This is a genomic window from Natronolimnobius sp. AArcel1, assembly GCF_011043775.1.
Classification (GTDB): domain Archaea; phylum Halobacteriota; class Halobacteria; order Halobacteriales; family Natrialbaceae; genus Natronolimnobius.
Map to the genome: position 1 here is coordinate 175420 of NZ_JAAKXY010000002.1, position 14334 is coordinate 189753.

General features: G+C 62.6%; 17 protein-coding genes and 1 other RNA gene. 7 read left to right on the forward strand and 11 right to left on the reverse strand.

Translation table 11 applies throughout. The features are described 5' to 3' along the window. Positions 1-457: 457 nt before the first annotated feature. Positions 458-751 carry a HalOD1 output domain-containing protein gene (locus tag G6M89_RS04955; RefSeq protein WP_165160697.1) on the forward strand — a complete coding sequence of 98 codons (294 nt, stop codon included), beginning with the start codon at positions 458-460 and terminating at the stop codon, positions 749-751. On the opposite strand, the gene G6M89_RS04960 is transcribed toward G6M89_RS04955, so the two are convergent. Next, positions 729-1088, reverse strand: a complete 360-nt coding sequence (locus G6M89_RS04960) for a helix-turn-helix transcriptional regulator (protein ID WP_165160698.1) — start codon at positions 1086-1088, stop codon at positions 729-731. The two genes, G6M89_RS04955 and G6M89_RS04960, sit on opposite strands and share 23 nt — an antisense overlap. A 132-nt stretch (positions 1089-1220) precedes the next feature. Next, positions 1221-1808: RNase P RNA component (rnpB, locus tag G6M89_RS04965), an RNA gene on the reverse strand. Between the two features lie 106 nt (positions 1809-1914). Between rnpB and G6M89_RS04970 the strand changes: the two genes are divergently transcribed. Next, on the forward strand, positions 1915-2514 hold the full coding sequence (locus tag G6M89_RS04970; RefSeq protein ID WP_165160699.1) for a TIGR00296 family protein: 600 nt from the start codon (positions 1915-1917) through the stop codon (positions 2512-2514). A gap of 145 nt (positions 2515-2659) precedes the next feature. Here G6M89_RS04970 and G6M89_RS04975 read toward each other — a convergent pair whose 3' ends face one another. The 4 genes from G6M89_RS04975 to G6M89_RS04990 all read right to left on the reverse strand — a co-directional run bounded on the left by G6M89_RS04975 (position 2660) and on the right by G6M89_RS04990 (position 7412). Then, positions 2660-2914: a hypothetical protein gene (locus G6M89_RS04975; protein ID WP_165160700.1), complete on the reverse strand. Its 255-nt coding sequence runs from the start codon at positions 2912-2914 to the stop codon at positions 2660-2662. A 25-nt stretch (positions 2915-2939) separates the two neighbouring features. Beyond that, the gene (locus G6M89_RS04980) at positions 2940-4148 is read right to left on the reverse strand and encodes a nicotinate phosphoribosyltransferase (RefSeq protein ID WP_165160701.1); all 1209 of its coding nucleotides are present in this window, start codon (positions 4146-4148) and stop codon (positions 2940-2942) included. A gap of 30 nt (positions 4149-4178) precedes the next feature. Continuing rightward, the gene (locus tag G6M89_RS04985) at positions 4179-5708 is read right to left on the reverse strand and encodes an Hvo_1808 family surface protein (protein WP_165160702.1); all 1530 of its coding nucleotides are present in this window, start codon (positions 5706-5708) and stop codon (positions 4179-4181) included. 78 nt (positions 5709-5786) lie between these two features. Beyond that, positions 5787-7412, reverse strand: coding sequence for an Hvo_1808 family surface protein (locus G6M89_RS04990; protein ID WP_165160703.1), 1626 nt, complete (start codon positions 7410-7412; stop codon positions 5787-5789). A gap of 137 nt (positions 7413-7549) precedes the next feature. On the opposite strand from G6M89_RS04990, the gene G6M89_RS04995 reads away from it, so the two are divergent. From G6M89_RS04995 to G6M89_RS05015, 5 genes are all read left to right on the forward strand, one after another. Continuing rightward, positions 7550-8137, forward strand: coding sequence for a cysteine hydrolase family protein (locus G6M89_RS04995; protein WP_165160704.1), 588 nt, complete (start codon positions 7550-7552; stop codon positions 8135-8137). Between the two features lie 356 nt (positions 8138-8493). After that, a complete protein-coding gene (locus G6M89_RS22260; protein ID WP_255488163.1) occupies positions 8494-8787 on the forward strand; it encodes a carboxymuconolactone decarboxylase family protein in 294 nt (97 codons plus the stop codon). A gap of 13 nt (positions 8788-8800) precedes the next feature. After that, the gene (locus G6M89_RS05005; protein WP_165160705.1) at positions 8801-8974 is read left to right on the forward strand and encodes a DUF1059 domain-containing protein; all 174 of its coding nucleotides are present in this window, start codon (positions 8801-8803) and stop codon (positions 8972-8974) included. Positions 8975-9177: 203 nt separating this feature from the next. After that, the gene (locus tag G6M89_RS05010; protein ID WP_165160706.1) at positions 9178-9345 is read left to right on the forward strand and encodes a hypothetical protein; all 168 of its coding nucleotides are present in this window, start codon (positions 9178-9180) and stop codon (positions 9343-9345) included. Between the two features lie 94 nt (positions 9346-9439). After that, positions 9440-9616 carry a hypothetical protein gene (locus G6M89_RS05015; RefSeq protein WP_165160707.1) on the forward strand — a complete coding sequence of 59 codons (177 nt, stop codon included), beginning with the start codon at positions 9440-9442 and terminating at the stop codon, positions 9614-9616. Positions 9617-9642: 26 nt separating this feature from the next. On the opposite strand, the gene G6M89_RS05020 is transcribed toward G6M89_RS05015, so the two are convergent. The 5 genes from G6M89_RS05020 to G6M89_RS05040 are packed head-to-tail and all read right to left on the reverse strand — an operon-like array spanning position 9643 to position 14334. After that, the gene (locus tag G6M89_RS05020) at positions 9643-10245 is read right to left on the reverse strand and encodes a nitrous oxide reductase accessory protein NosL (protein WP_165160708.1); all 603 of its coding nucleotides are present in this window, start codon (positions 10243-10245) and stop codon (positions 9643-9645) included. Continuing rightward, positions 10242-11192 carry an ABC transporter permease gene (locus G6M89_RS05025; protein WP_165160709.1) on the reverse strand — a complete coding sequence of 317 codons (951 nt, stop codon included), beginning with the start codon at positions 11190-11192 and terminating at the stop codon, positions 10242-10244. Before G6M89_RS05025 ends, G6M89_RS05020 begins: the two co-directional genes overlap by 4 nt. Beyond that, positions 11189-12166 carry an ABC transporter ATP-binding protein gene (locus G6M89_RS05030; protein WP_165160710.1) on the reverse strand — a complete coding sequence of 326 codons (978 nt, stop codon included), beginning with the start codon at positions 12164-12166 and terminating at the stop codon, positions 11189-11191. The genes G6M89_RS05025 and G6M89_RS05030 overlap by 4 nt, the downstream gene beginning before the upstream one ends. Next, positions 12147-13556: a nitrous oxide reductase family maturation protein NosD gene (nosD, locus tag G6M89_RS05035; RefSeq protein WP_165160711.1), complete on the reverse strand. Its 1410-nt coding sequence runs from the start codon at positions 13554-13556 to the stop codon at positions 12147-12149. The genes G6M89_RS05030 and nosD overlap by 20 nt, the downstream gene beginning before the upstream one ends. Continuing rightward, positions 13549-14334: a hypothetical protein gene (locus G6M89_RS05040; protein ID WP_165160712.1), complete on the reverse strand. Its 786-nt coding sequence runs from the start codon at positions 14332-14334 to the stop codon at positions 13549-13551. The genes nosD and G6M89_RS05040 overlap by 8 nt, the downstream gene beginning before the upstream one ends.

The window sequence follows — 14334 nt, forward strand, 5'->3', positions numbered from 1 at the left end:
AGGAACGTCTCTCACCTGTTCAAATCTCCGTCAGGACGCTCACTTATCGCGAGTGCTTCACGTTGTTCAGCACTCGCTTTTGCGTTCGGTCCTGACGTGCCTTACGCTCACCTAGTCACCAGCGGGACCTTCGGTCCCGCCCGGTTCGCGTAAGACTCCGTCAGGACGTTTCTGCCGACACCAAACCTGAGCAGGCGAGCGACTGGTGTCAGTGAAACCCCGATACGGAGATGTAAGCAGGAAAGTCGCAGCGACCGAACGAAGTGAACCGCGAAGTAGTATATAAGTAAATCACTGCCTCGAGCGTGATTGACACAAGTCACCAATACGATTCCTGATCATCCAGAAAAGTTGACTATCATCGCTCGAGAATAGAGTTTATAATTATTGTTAGTGTTAGAGGAGGAGGTTTAGGAACGCTTTTATATAAGGATGTTGCCTTTCAGGCAGAAGTCGTATGGAATCTGCACTTAATCAGGCTGGCTCGACGAGCACAACAGGGACACTGGTTCGCTACGATATCGCAGACGATCAATCGGTGACCGAAGCCGTGATCGACGCCGTTGCCACAGCCACCGGGATAAGTCCGATTGAACTCCCACCACTGTATGACAGCGTCGACCCAGACGCCCTCAACACGTTATTCGACCGCCAGCGTGAGGGATCTGCCCTCGAGATGGGCTTCTTCTATTCGGACTACCGCATCGTTGTCGAAGGCGACGGCCGCGTTATTGTTTCTGCGACTGAGTAACGGCCTTCCGCGTTATTGGGGTACTACGATCGGTGTAGTCAGTCGTTGTATTCAGAGACGACTCCAGTCCGTCGACCGACTCGAGCGAGACGGGGCCATCGGGACCGTCGTACGCGATGACGTTGTGATCGGCCAACCGTGGCAGGTGTCGGTGGACCAGAGAGATTTTCGCACGGGAGACAGCGTCGGCTCGGCCGCTATCAGGGGTCTTGGATGGGGCAACTGCGAGTTCTGTTGCGAGTTCATCAACCGTCGTTGGGCCGCGTTCGGACAGCGTCTCGAGGATGCAGCGTCGATCCGCATTCGAGAGGAGGGCAAAGATATCGTCGGTAACCATTCGTATTCGAACGTTAGGCTATGGGTGGAAAAGCCTCGTTCCAAATATATTTGGGATGGCTACTGAGTGGGGCTCAAGGCCGTAACAAAACAGACAGCAATGTGTCTAGAGAGGACTGTCAGCGCGAAAAATGGGTGAGAGGAGTAAGCCCCCTTCTGTTCATCCCGGCATTTGGCTAAGCGTCCACGCCGTCCGCGGCCCGTGAGGGCCACGAGGTGTTCGGGCTACCACGGCGTGGACTTGCACCGGTGAGGATTCGCCGTTCCATCGATCCTTGGCCGTCCGCGTGTGATCAGTCACGCCGACTGTGTTGGACGGCTCGCGCCGACTCACTCCCGCGCTCGTGCGTCAGAGACGCCTCGAGTCGCGCTTGTAGGTCATGACTCGTGGGGTTGAACCACGGTGTCGATCACACACGCATTGCGGTCCGGTGGACCGCGGCCCTCTGCGGGTTGACTCCCCGTCCTCTCGGTTGGGTTCGCACGCATCATTGGTCAGGCCAAGACGTGTCGTTTCTGTTCCAGAGCCAGTGGTCTCCCACTCCGGACTTGCGTCCGGTCACCTGCCCGAACAGGTGGGGGGACTTTCCTCGCGAGCGTGGCGCATCTCGAAGAGATGGGCCACGTTATGAGCGTTGCGCGTCCCGGAGGGACGGGCAACGGTAGTGTACGAACGTGTCGTCGCCCACACGTTCGCCGCGGCAGCCAGGCTCTCTCTCCCGGTAAATATAGTGGTTGAACGCGAATAAGTCCCCCGATTGTGTGGATGGTTTGACTCCCGAAACGAATGGAAGCGTTTTAGGACCGGCATTCCTATGTACTGTTGTATGTCCCAGCGACAGGGCGTCGACCTCTCCTATGAAGACGGGGCGCGTGCGGTCGAACTCGCGCGTGAAGCCGTCGAATCTTACGTGGAACACGGGCAACGAGAACAACCAGGAAGCATGCGTGAGGCCTTTTACGAGCGCACGGGCGCGTTCGTTCGACTCGAGTCAACGCGCGGGCGGGGCAGCCTGCGCGGGTGTGCTGGTGGCTACCGCTCAGGCGACCAACTCGGTCACGTCATCGTCGACGCGGCAATCGAAGCCGCGAGCGAAGACTCCTGTGGCTCCGAAGTGAGCCCCTCCGAACTGCCAAACCTCACGGTTTCGGTCTGTACCGTCAGAAATGTCCTCCTCACGGACGATCCGTTGGCCGACCTCGAGGTCGGTACCCACGGCGTCGCCATCGACGGTGGCGAGGGCGGCTGGCTCTACCCGACGGTGCCAGTCGAGAACAACTGGAGCGCACGCGAGTACCTCGACCGCACCTGCCGGAAGGCAAAACTCGCGCCGGGGGCCTGGCAAGATGACGACGTTGTCGTCACGCTGTTCGAAGGACAGGTCTTCCGCGAGCGTGCGGCCGACGGCAGTATCGAAGAAGTCTAACCAAAGTGGACGGCGGGCTGGGGGAGTCCGACTCAGTACAGGCGATCGATGGGGGCATCGGTCGTCGAAAGCACATGCGGTAGCGCAAACGGTGTTGGTGACACCGGTGTAGCAACAGGCTCGAGGAGCACCGTGAGAACTCGAGTCAGGAGTGTTCAGTGAGTTTCAATTGGAACAGATCCTCGAGCGCAGCGAAGACGGCGTGGACGACGACCCAAAGGACGAGGCCGTACAGGAGAACTAACAGAAAGAGCCCGAGCAGGCCAACTGGACCAACGAGAGCTGAGATGAGTGCAGTGACGAAGATGGCGAAGACGCCGACACCGAACAATTGGAGCGTCAATCGATTCGCGATGTCGGTACGGGATGGTCGTGTGTCCGATGGAGGGGCAGAGTCCATATCGGATCGATTGAGTCCAAAGTGTTCAATCCGTTGATTCGTCGAATCCAACTACGTCGGCGTCGGCCAGACACCGCTCGGTCGCCTCTCCAAGGTCGAACTCTCGGACAATCTCTCCATCGCGGATGAGGGGCTCGAGCAACGCATCTCCATCCTCGGGTCCCTCGCGATCGGCTAACGAAACCTGATGGCCGCCGTCTGGTGTGCGATAGACCTCTTTGACGCCTGAGAGCTTGCCACGTTTGGAGATTGGCTCGCCATCGTCGCCGGACTGCGTCCGGCTGCTCGAGGGATCTTCCGATCCCTCGTTGATTTCGACAATATCGAGGCTGAAGTCGACCGATGGCGCACCGGTGATGTGACTGCCGACGCCAAAACCATCCGCAACATCGCGCAGTTCGCGGATCGACTCGGGTGTGAGCCCGCCGCTACAGAAGATATCAACGTCTTCGTGGCCGCGGGCGTCGAGTTCCCAGCGAACCTCTCGAGCGATGTGTCGGAAGTCGCCGCGCCGGGAACCGGTGGTGTCGATTCGGACGCCGTCTAACTCGTCGCCGAGCGTTTCAGCGGCCAGCAGGCTCTCGCTTTTCTCGTCCCAGAAGGTGTCGACGAGGGCGACTCGCGGCACGTCCTCGGCGACGGCCTCGTCGAACGCAGTCCACGCCTCGGCCTGATTCCCCTCTCCAAAACAGAACATGAGCGCGTGGGGCATCGTCCCGCCCGGGTCGCGCTCGAGGACCTCGCCCGCGGCGACGTGCGAAAAGCCATCCAGTCCGGCGAGCAAGGCCGCGCGTTCGACCGTCGCGGCGATGGTCGGGTGGACGTGGCGCGCGCCGAACGACAGGACCTGCGAGTCGGGGGCAGCCAGTCGTGCCTCGAGTGCGGCGGTCGCGAAGCCACTCGGCTGTGAGAGAAAGCCAAGTAGCGAGGTCTCGAGTGCGGCAAAGTCGAGATACGAGCCCTCGATGCGCATGACGGGGCCGCCGTCGAACAGTTGCCCGTCCGGCAGGGCGTCGATATCGACGTCGTAGCCCTCGAACAGCGTGGCCACGTCTGTGATACCCGTGAAAACCTCGAACTCCCCGGTTGGGAACTGATCGGCGGTCACTTCGGCGACTACATGGGGATTCCTCCCGGCGTGCTCGAGCGTTGTCCGGGTGCGCTCGAAGTAGGCGTCCGTCGCGCGCCCCTCAAGAATTGCCTCGTCAGGGACGGTATCGAACGGTGTTGACATACGGGCGACTTTCCGCCTGACGCAAAAAAGCTACCCGTCTGCCATCGGCGACGCCATCGAGGGTGCAGCCGTCGCCGGGGCAGCCGATGGGGAACTGTGACTGCCAGCGAGCGCGGATGGGGCCGCCGAGTCGCTGGCGTGAATCCCTTCGAGGTCATCGACGGTCGGTGCGCCGACGATTGTGACGGTGTCGCCGCTGACAGCAAGCCGGTACGCGCCCGCGAAGGCATCGCCGTCTGCGATTCGATACGTCTCGCCGGTTGCGTCGTCGACCTGCTCGGCGTCGTTGGTCTCGAGCACAGTCCGGTAGGCGTCGGCGAAGTCCTCGGCATCCGCGGGGCGCTCCCAGGCGAGTTCCCAGACGTGGCCAGTTCGATTCTCGTTGTCGGCGTCGTGATACACCTGGAACGTGTCGCCGGCCCAGCCGTCGGTTGCTGGAGCCGAATAGTTGTACGGCGACAGCGTCGTTGCACCCGCTGTCAGCGGGCGGTCAATCGCGCCGTTCGTCCAGAGCGCGCCAAAGAGCGTCGCCTCGCCGACCGTCTCGTTCTCGAGCAGTTCGTCGCCGACCGTCACTGGCTCCCAGTCGTCACTCGAGCGATCCGGAATCGTCACGTCGACTGGCTCATCGTCGGGGTAGCGGTCGGGATGGATCACCTGCGAGGTGCTCGCTGGTCGGTCGTCGTAGGCACGGTCGACGGCGCTCCAGTCGGAGTCGCGGTCGTGAAGCGCCTCGACGAACGCCGGCCCCTCGGAGTAGGGCGCGTAGATTGAGAGGAACAATCCGACGTTGAACGGCTGGCCTGAAAGTTCGTCTGCCGTTTCGGCGTCGTCAGCGTCGGCAGGGTCGTCCACTGTGTCGACTTCTTCGACCTCGTCGTCCGCCTCGAGTTCGGACTCGGCTGGCCCAGCAGGGTCGGGAAGACACTGCCAGTCGTCGTCACAGCGCTCGGCGTACAGGTACGGGAGATAGTTCGCCTCGCCTTCGATCAGGCTCGTCTCCGCGCGCTGGGCGTCGAGCGTCTCACCGGTGCGCTCGAGGCCAAAGTGCTGATCCTGCAGTGCGTGGACGAGTTCGTGGACGAGCGTATCGCGGTTGATGCGAATCTCGTCAGTGTCGTCGGTGACGATGACGATGCGGTCGCTGGTGTAGTAACCCTGTACCGCGCCGCCATAGAGTGCATCACGTGCCTCATTCACATCTGTCTCGCCGTCAATGATGAACAGCCCCCGCCAGAGTTCGTTCTCGACTGCCGAGGCCGCTGGGCTCTCGCCGCGCTGGGTACGATACTCGCTTCTGTCGATCACCTCGAGGTCGACGTCGTGATCGAACTGCAGGCCACGGATGACTTCGATCCGCGCCATGGCCCGGTACTTGACGGCCTCGAGTTCGGATTCGGTCAGCCCCTCGCTGCCGTCGAACTCGAAGACGTCATCGTATGCGTAGTGGCCGATCTGGCCCGGTTCGCGGTCGTCGTCGAACTCATCGAGTGCGCCGGGGACCGAACAGCCAGCGAGAACGACGAGCAAGACAACGGCAGCGAGTTTGACGCGGGCCATATCAGACGCATTCGAGGGACGGCGCAAAGGTGCATCGCTCCGACGGCTGGCGAAGACGCATGGTGCGTGTGAAAAATATTAGCGGCGCTTGTCTGCGGCAAACCGGCCGCTAGCGGCGGCGAGGCCGACGACGGCAGGCGCACTCAGCCCGGCTGTGGCCGTGTCCGCGTCCGCGTCCTCGGGTGCAGCGCCATCCTCAATCTCCTCGAGTGCATCGACCGACGGCGCGCGGACGATAGTCACCGTTTCGCCGTCACCGTCGTCGCTGTGCTCGAGGTAGTACGCGCCGGGATAGGCGTCGGTGTCGATTTCGTAGGTGTGTTCGCGATCATCGACGGGTTCTGCGTCGTAGCCCTCGAGCAGTTCGAGGTAGCCCTCGTGGAACTGTGCGGCGTCCTCACTCGAGGTCCACTGGGTTTCCCAGACGGAACCGGTGTGGGAAACGGCGTCGGCTGGGTCGTCAGCCGCGAGTCCGTCGTCGCTGACGTAGGTCACGAGCTCGTCGCCGGCCCAGCCATCGGTCACGTCGTGGTCGTACTCGATGCTGGGGTCAGTCCCAATGAGCGACAACTCACCGATTACGGTGGGTTCGCCATCCTCGAGTGCGCCAGCACCGAACATCGCGACCATGCCTGCCTCGCCGACGGTTTCGTTCGCCACCGCGCCGTTGACCTCGAGTTGTTGCCAGTCGTCACTCGAGCGGTCATCAACGGCGATATCGGCTGGCTCGCGCTCGTCGCCGGGGCGGATCACTTCGGAACTGCTCGTAGGCGGGTCGTCGTAGGCCGCGTCGACGGCATCCCAGTCGTTCTGGTCTAAAAGGTACTCAACGTAGTCTGGGCCGTCCTCGTAGGGCTGGAACACTGCAAGGTAGACGCCCCAGTTCGGATCGAGCGGCTCCTCAGAGTCGGTGGTTGCCGGAAGACAAGCCCATTCATCCGCACAGCGCTGTTCGTACTCGCGTTCGACCCAGACGGCGTCGCCTTCGATGAGCCCATTTTTCGCGTTGTCTTGATCGACCGTCTCCCGGTCAAATGTCGAGAGGTCGAAGTGCTGGTCCTGCAGCGCATGAAGCAGTTCATGCCCGAGGATTACTTCATCGAGTTCGGGTGTCTCCGGGTTGTCGGAGACGATGACGACCTCGTCGGTTTCGGGGTCGTAGTAGCCCCCGACAGTGCCACCGTACATCGCTTCGACAGCGTCGACGGCGTCGTCGTCACGTTCGACCATAAAGAGCGTCTCGTAGTTGGCGTTTTCCTGTATCCGTTCATCGTCGGTGACGTCGACGAACAGATCGTCATTGTCCTCCTGGAACTCCTCGCGGGAGATCACATCGACCGGAACATCGTCCTCGAACGGCAGGTCACGGATCACCTCGACACGAGCCATCGAGCGATAAATCACTGACTCGAGGTCGGCTTCGTCGACGACAGCGTCGTCCTGATCGTCGACGGCGAGGGAATCATCGTACCAGTAGCCTTCGACGTAGCCAATCGTCTCAGTGGTCGTGGCGTTGTCGGGGCGGTCATCTGGCGGGTGTTCGGAGGCGGAGTCGTCGGACGTCGACTCGGCATCGGACTCGCTGTCGGGGGTTGGCCCATCAGATAACAAGCCAGGAACCATGCCGGCTGTGGCCACGACGAGAACGGAGAGCACGATGACGGCAACGAGGACGCCGAGAAGACGGGTGCGCGTCTGAGTCATTCGAACTGAACAGTATCGCGTACGAAAGCGGGCGCAAAAAGACCGCCGGTCGAACGGCAAGCGGCGCAGTCTGGTAGTGACCGGCGAGCACAGCCGCCGTCGCGAACGTTTTCAGGCCCGCTTTCGTATCCTCGCGTATGGCACTCGAGCTCGAACCGGATCGAACCGCGGTCGTCGTCGTCGACATGCAAAACGGCTTCTGTCATCCAGACGGGGCGCTGTACGCACCGGGCAGCGAGGACGTCATCGAGCCAATCGGCGAGTTCGTCGCACAGGCAAGCGAGGCGGGCGCATCCGTCGTCTACACGCGCGACGTCCACCCGCCCGAGCAGTTTGAGGACGCCTACTACTACGACGAGTTCGAACAGTGGGGCGAACACGTCCTCGAGGGCTCGTGGGAAGCCGAGGTCGTCGAGGAACTGCCAGTCGACGATGCTGATCACGTCGTCGAAAAACACACCTACGACGCGTTCCAGAAGACCGAACTCGAGGGCTGGTTGCGCGCTCGAGGCATCCGCGATCTCCTGTTCTGTGGCACGCTCGCGAACGTCTGCGTGCTCCACAGCGCGGGCAGCGCCGGTCTCCGCGATTTCCGCCCGCTGTTGCTCGAGGACTGTATCGGCGCTATCGAGGACGAGCACCACGAGTACGCCCTCGAGCACGCAGACTGGCTGTTCGGCGAGGTCATCGACAGTAGCGAGGTAGCGTTCGTCGACGGCGAATAGTCGGACACTTTCGAGGGTCACCCACGCCGAGGTCGGTGGTACAAAACAACACAAACTGGCAGCGGAGACGAAACAGAGGCCCTGATTGGCTGAGAAAATTGACGCTCTGGGTTGGATATGAATAGTTTGCATCGAAAATCATTAAGTAATCTATTGTCGTAGATACTGGTGCGCGGTAGCAATAGCCACGCTACTGAGTATGACAACCCGTTCTGCGGGGAGTCGGGGGAGAACCAATGGCGACACAACAGCAACCGTACGACGAGACGGTGACAGACATCGAGGAAACGTTCGGGATCATGCCAGGGTATCTGGACGCGGTCCCGGAGGAGGCCTTACAAAATGAGTAGCCGAACCTGAAGCGGTTCCTCTTCGGCGACAGCGCAATCGATCCGAAGACCCGCGAACTGGTTGGGCTTGCAGTGGCCGCAGCAATCGGCTGTGAGTACTGCAGACACTTCCACAAAGGCGCGGCCCAACTCCACGGCGCAACCGAGGCTGAACTCGCGGAACTCTCGTTCCTCGCGAGTTACACACCACGCTACAGCGCCCTCATCCAGGCACAGGACTACGATCTCGAGGTCTTCAAAGACGAAACCGAACAGATCGCGACCCACCTGCAATCGCAGTCGGCCGCAGGCGACGACTAATCACGTGACCACCATGTCGAAGGCACACAAACTCGATTGTGAATCGGTCTCGGACACCTGCCGATTCATTATTCAATCGGAAAACGAAACGGAAGCGATCGAACTGGCACAGAAACACATGCGAGAGTCCCACGATCAGGACCTCACCGAGGACGAACTCCAACAGGACCATCTCCAGATCGTCTAAGGTGGACAGACTCGAGGCGGGGCAACTGGAGCCAAAGAGTCACAGGGGCACTCGACCGCTTCACTCGAGTCCGTTCTCGGTTCCGCTCGCGCAGTCACTCACTGGATGGATGGGCGAACCGGAAGACGAGGAAGGAGGACTTTTATCGATCCATTCGAAGAGATAGCTATGACAGTCCTCGCAGTGGTAGGTGGTGAGCGTCGATGAACGAACGCCGCCTGCAGTTGATGTACGTTATCGGTATGATCCTCTCAGGCGCGGCCCTGGTTTCAGCCGCTATGGCCGGCGATACGCTGTTTGCGATCACGTTCGGGTTCATTATCGTCTATCTTGTGATCCGCTACTGGATGGTCTCGTCCGGTAAATTCTAGGGGCCTCTTGGACTCTCGACACTGACGCGAGCCTGTATATATCGTGAACGAATACAGGGCAAGATGTATAACCCATGTGAACGTTCCACATTGTATGGACCCTGCGTCGGTTCCGCCACTTCCCGACTATATCGAACTCGTGATCTATAGCTACTTGCTGGTCGTTGCGGCGATTGGCTGTTTCCTCTATAGTCGACTCTGGCGCAGCGCTCGAGACACGGAGTCGTCGACAACTCAAGGCGACGGCTCGCAGACGAACTCACAGCTGTAGGCCCAAGAGCCGCCCGAAAAGATCACTCACGTCGAGGGAGTCAGTTCGTCCCACGACCGAACCTCGCCACCGTACTCATCGACGAGCGCGGCGGCGTCATCCTCATCGGCAAAGGGGAGCAAATCCTCGCCCATTGCGCCTTCGATGTCGCTGTCAACGACGTAGGTGAGAGTCGTCGCGTCCGCGAACGCCGCCGCCTCGACGTGACTCGAGACGTACGTCGTCCCCTCGCGCTCGAGGAGGTCGTACTCGACGCTCGAGTAGTCGGTGACGAACGCGTCCCGAAGCTCCCAGCCGCGCTGGACGCGTTCATCGTGGTAGACGAGCAGTTCAGCGAGGCTGTCGAACCACGCCGGCCCGTCGCGGTCCTCGGGTTCGCCGTCGGCGTAGAACAGCTGACCGGCAGGGCCGTAGTGCTCTTCAATCACCATGCCGCAGACGTCACAGGACTGACCATCATCCAACGAGAGCGGATCGGCAGGATGCTCCTCGGCAGTCTCATCCTCAAGACAGCCCGCGAGCGAGACGGCCGCGACGCCGCCGAGTCCGACCAGTACCCGCCGCCTCGAGTGCGTGTGACTGCACGGAGCAGCCTTATTGCGCGATCCGCAATCGGTGTGGCGGATCATAGTCGTCGCCTCCGAATCGCGAGCGCGGCGAGGGCGATGGGCACGACGATCCAGCCGACGAAGACGGCGATGAGCACCGGCGTCGAGAGGCCGGCATCGGCGAGCACGGAGGCAAAGCCGGCGTCACCAGCCGCGCCGAGCGTGCCGAGGACCAGCGCCCGAAAGACGCCGGTCGGGTTCGCGAGCAACATCACCGAGACGGCCGCATCCGAGAGCTCGAGGGCGGCGATGACGCCGAGTGCGAGCAGGTCGTGGACGAGGACGAACCACGCCCACGCGAGCAGTGAGATGCCGAGTGCGTGCGTTTTCTCGCGGGCCAGCGTCGAGACGAGGACGGCAAGCGCAAGGAACGCGAGCGCGAGTCCGACGGTCGCGAGCAGGAAGGTCACGTAGGCGTCGAACCCCTGCAGGCCGAACTCGAGGAGCAGGAAGCCGCCGGCGATCCCGAAGCCGATAATCGTCGCGCTCGCGAGGACGATAGCTCGTCCCAGTGACGCGCCGACGACGATCCAGGCGCGATCAACCGGCAGAGAGAACAGCGTCTGGAGCCAGCCGCTTTCCTCGCGGCCGACGACGACGTCGTAGCCGAACGCGAGCGCGACCAGCGGCACGAGGTAGACCGCCAGCACAGCGAGACTGGCGACGGTCCGCTCGAAGCCGGCCGGGCTCACACTTGCGCCACTGAAGGTCGTCAGCCCGAGTGCAAACGCGGCGAAGATGGCGATCAGTGCGACTGCCCACCGGCTGCGAACTGCAAGGCGGTACTCCGTCTCGGCGACGACCAGCAACTGGCGGTACCAGACGCCGGACTCGCCCGACTCGCTCGAGTCGACGTCGGTCGCTTCAATGGCCTCAGTTCCGACTGCGGCGCTGTAGCCGCCGTCCGGTCTCGGTTCAGGCGTGTCTTGGCCGTGTTCGGCGTCAGGCGGAGTCTCAGGTGTAGTCATGGTGCGCTCACCTCCGTGGCCGCGTCGGTGCTGTCGGTCGCTGTCGTTTCGCCCGCCTCAGTTGTTTCGCCCTCGCGAAGCGCCTCGTGGAACGCCGCCTCGAGACCCGGCTCTGTCACTTCGAAGCGCTCGACGAGGTCGGACTCGATCGCACCACAGAGGGCGAATGCGGCGTCGCGCTCGCAGACGACCTCGAGTGACTCGCTCGTCTCCGTTACCGAGTCGTAGCCCTGGACGGCCTCGAGCAGGTCCGCGCGGTCGGCGTCGGCCGCCGGGGACAGCGACACGGTGACGCGGCCGCCAGCGGTCTCTTCGCGCAGTTCCGACACGGAGCCGACCGCGCGCAGACTGCCGTTCTCGAGGATAGCGACCTCGTCACAGAGGCGTTCGACCTCGCTCAAGACGTGCGAGGAGAGGACGACGGTCGCATCGGTTTCGCGGCCGATCCGCTCAATCGTCTGGTGGAACGTGGCGACGCCACGCGGGTCGAGTCCGGCCGTCGGCTCGTCTAAGACGAGCACGGGCGGATCGGGAATGAGCGCCGCTGCGAGACCGAGTCGCCGGCCCATCCCGTTCGAGTAGCCCGAGACCGCGCGGTCAGCCGCGTCGGCCAGGCCAACTGTCTCGAGGGCGTCCTCGATCCGTCGGTCGCGGCCCTCGAGCCCCCGGACGCGGGCGTGTACGTCGAGCACTTCCCGACCGGTCATCGCCGGCGGGAAGCCGGCGTGTTCGGGCAGGAAGGCAACGCGCTCGCGGACGCGATGTCCGGCTTCGGCGACGTCGATACCGCCGACTTCGATCCGCCCTGCATCGGGGCGGTCGTGACCGACCAGCAACCCGAACAGCGTCGTCTTTCCCGCTCCGTTCGTCCCGAGGACGCCGAACGTCGACCCCGAGGGAATCTCGAACGAGGGCCCCTCGAGTGCGACGACGTCGCCGTAGCGCTTGTGAACGTCAGTGATTGTGATCTGCATAGTACTCTCTCCAGTTGTCGTGTGGTGGTTCGGCGAGCGGTCGGTGGTCGACGACGCCGGGCGACTCGAGGATCGGGAACGAACTCTCGGCCATGCGGACGGCGTCAAAGGCCGGGCTTTCGGCGAAGACGGCGGCCTGTGGCTGCTCGCGAACGAGTTGCTCGACGGTACCCGCAGGCTGGTGGCGGACCGCACTGGTGCCGTCACCGTCGAGGTCGCTCGCGCGGGCGTCCGACCAGTAGTTGCCGCCGTCGGTGTCGTTCCAGGCCAGTTGCGAGGTCGTCGAGGCGTAGGCCTGCTCGCCGTTTTCGATGACACTGTTGCCGACGACGCGTTCGTTGGAGCTGCCGGCCGTGAAGTGGATCCCGACTGCGTTCTCGAGAACGAGGTTGTCGGCGATCTCGTTCCCGTGGGCGTTGTAGACGTAGAGCCCGTTGCGGTTGGCGACGACAGCGTTATCGCGAATCTCGGAGTTGTCGACATCCTTGACGAGGATGCCCTGCCCGCTTGGCCCGTCGTTGTTCACGACGACGTTATCGACGATCGTCAGGTCGCGCGAAACCATCAGCGCGAAGCCGACGTCGTTGTCGAAGGCGACGTTGCCCTCGAGATGGTTGTGGTCGGAGTACATGTAGTGGACGCCGTAGCGCAGGTCCCACAGGTGGTTGCCCTCGGCGTGGACGTCCTCTGACCACGAGAAGTAAATCCCGTCGCGGACGGTCGTAATCTCGTTGTCCAGGAGTTGTGCGCCATCGGCGCGGTCGAGGTGAATGCCGTTGCCACGTTGGGACTCGTCGATCCCCTCGCGGCCCGCGATGGCGGCGTCTTCGACGGTGACGTTCGTCGACTCAGAGATCCAGATGCCGAACGTCGACTCGGTGATTCGGACGTCCGACAGCGTTGCATCCGAGCCGTTGACGTAGATGCCAGCGTCCTCGGTGCTTCGATCAGGGCCGGACTCGCGGACCCAGAGCCCGTCGACGGTGACGTTCGCTGCTGTCACCTCGAGAACGGTGCCCTCGCCACTCCCGTCGAGCAGCGCGGTTTCGGCATTGTCGTGCTCGGCAGCGCTGGTGGCCGCCTCGAGCGTGAGATCCGGCGTCTCGATTGTGACGTGTTCGTCGAACCGACCCTCGAGAGAGACTGTGTCGCCGGGTTCAGCATCGTCGACGGCAGCCTGGACGGAGTCGTACGCGTGGCCCTCGAGCGTTGCGACGCCCGGGTCATCGGGTGGGGTTGCCTCGCGTGGGTCATCCACGTCAGGCGTCCAGCCCGCAATCGTCTTGTTGGCGTCGCTGCCGCCGCTATCGGCCGCGACGACGGCCGCCCCGAGGGCGACAACGAGGACCGCAACGGCGGCGACGAGGAGCCAGACTTCGCGGTCAGTCATCCCGGCTCACCTCCCGGTCAGCGGCTGTCGCGTCAGTTGACATCGTTGTCGGCTTGGGATCGGACCCGTCACTCGAGTCGCGTTCGGGTCGGATGCGTCCGATGAGTCGGTCAGTTCGGTCCCGCACGAGGGCGGGAACGTCTCCAAGCGTCGCGTCCGAGTCACGAGATAGGAACGCGACTACCAGCAGGGCGAGCGCAACGATCGTGAGGTACCCACCGGGACCGAACCAGGCGACTCCGCTGATATTGGCGATCTCGTAGCTCCCCAGCAGCGGTGGCGTAAAGCCGTCAATTCCCCGCATCGGTGCGTCGGGATCGAGCGAGTGGCCGGTCTGGTACAGTCGGTACTGGATCGCCGCGAACATCGTGACGAACACAGCAAACGTGCCCGCGAGTTGGCAGGTCAGGCCAAGCTTTAGCTTTCGGACGGTCGGTGCGAGCGCGACGAACACGCCAGCGGCAGCGACGGCGACGAACGCAATCGGCCCGACCGACCACTCAGGGACCGAAATCGCGTTCGGATTGACGTCGTAGTTCGGGTCGAGATACACCGGATCTGGGTAGTAAAACCCGACGTACTGGTTGAGCGCCTGCGTTTCGGCAACGTCGCCCTCGAGGCGCGGATAGGCGTACAGTTCGACGAACAGGCCATCGGGGTACTGCGGTGCCTCGAGCGTGATCCGCCACATCGGGAGCGCAATTGCGACGAGCAACAGCGCCGCCGCTGCGAGCGGGAGCGCGCGACGGAGTTCGGTCAGAGTGTTGAGTTTTGACAT

Bases quoted from the DNA above. Each gene is read 5' to 3' on its own strand.
- G6M89_RS04995 (WP_165160704.1), top strand. From the start codon at position 7,550: ATGGCACTCGAGCTCGAACCGGATCGAACCGCGGTCGTCGTCGTCGAC.
- G6M89_RS04980 (WP_165160701.1), bottom strand. From the start codon at position 4,148: ATGTCAACACCGTTCGATACCGTCCCTGACGAGGCAATTCTTGAGGGG.
- G6M89_RS05010 (WP_165160706.1), top strand. From the start codon at position 9,178: ATGAACGAACGCCGCCTGCAGTTGATGTACGTTATCGGTATGATCCTC.
- G6M89_RS05015 (WP_165160707.1), top strand. From the start codon at position 9,440: ATGGACCCTGCGTCGGTTCCGCCACTTCCCGACTATATCGAACTCGTG.
- G6M89_RS04960 (WP_165160698.1), bottom strand. From the start codon at position 1,088: ATGGTTACCGACGATATCTTTGCCCTCCTCTCGAATGCGGATCGACGC.
- G6M89_RS04990 (WP_165160703.1), bottom strand. From the start codon at position 7,412: ATGACTCAGACGCGCACCCGTCTTCTCGGCGTCCTCGTTGCCGTCATC.
- G6M89_RS05020 (WP_165160708.1), bottom strand. From the start codon at position 10,245: ATGATCCGCCACACCGATTGCGGATCGCGCAATAAGGCTGCTCCGTGC.
- G6M89_RS04985 (WP_165160702.1), bottom strand. From the start codon at position 5,708: ATGGCCCGCGTCAAACTCGCTGCCGTTGTCTTGCTCGTCGTTCTCGCT.
- G6M89_RS04975 (WP_165160700.1), bottom strand. From the start codon at position 2,914: ATGGACTCTGCCCCTCCATCGGACACACGACCATCCCGTACCGACATC.
- G6M89_RS05040 (WP_165160712.1), bottom strand. From the start codon at position 14,334: ATGTCAAAACTCAACACTCTGACCGAACTCCGTCGCGCGCTCCCGCTC.
- G6M89_RS05025 (WP_165160709.1), bottom strand. From the start codon at position 11,192: ATGACTACACCTGAGACTCCGCCTGACGCCGAACACGGCCAAGACACG.
- G6M89_RS04970 (WP_165160699.1), top strand. From the start codon at position 1,915: ATGTCCCAGCGACAGGGCGTCGACCTCTCCTATGAAGACGGGGCGCGT.
- G6M89_RS05005 (WP_165160705.1), top strand. From the start codon at position 8,801: ATGTCGAAGGCACACAAACTCGATTGTGAATCGGTCTCGGACACCTGC.
- G6M89_RS04955 (WP_165160697.1), top strand. From the start codon at position 458: ATGGAATCTGCACTTAATCAGGCTGGCTCGACGAGCACAACAGGGACA.
- nosD (WP_165160711.1), bottom strand. From the start codon at position 13,556: ATGACTGACCGCGAAGTCTGGCTCCTCGTCGCCGCCGTTGCGGTCCTC.
- G6M89_RS05030 (WP_165160710.1), bottom strand. From the start codon at position 12,166: ATGCAGATCACAATCACTGACGTTCACAAGCGCTACGGCGACGTCGTC.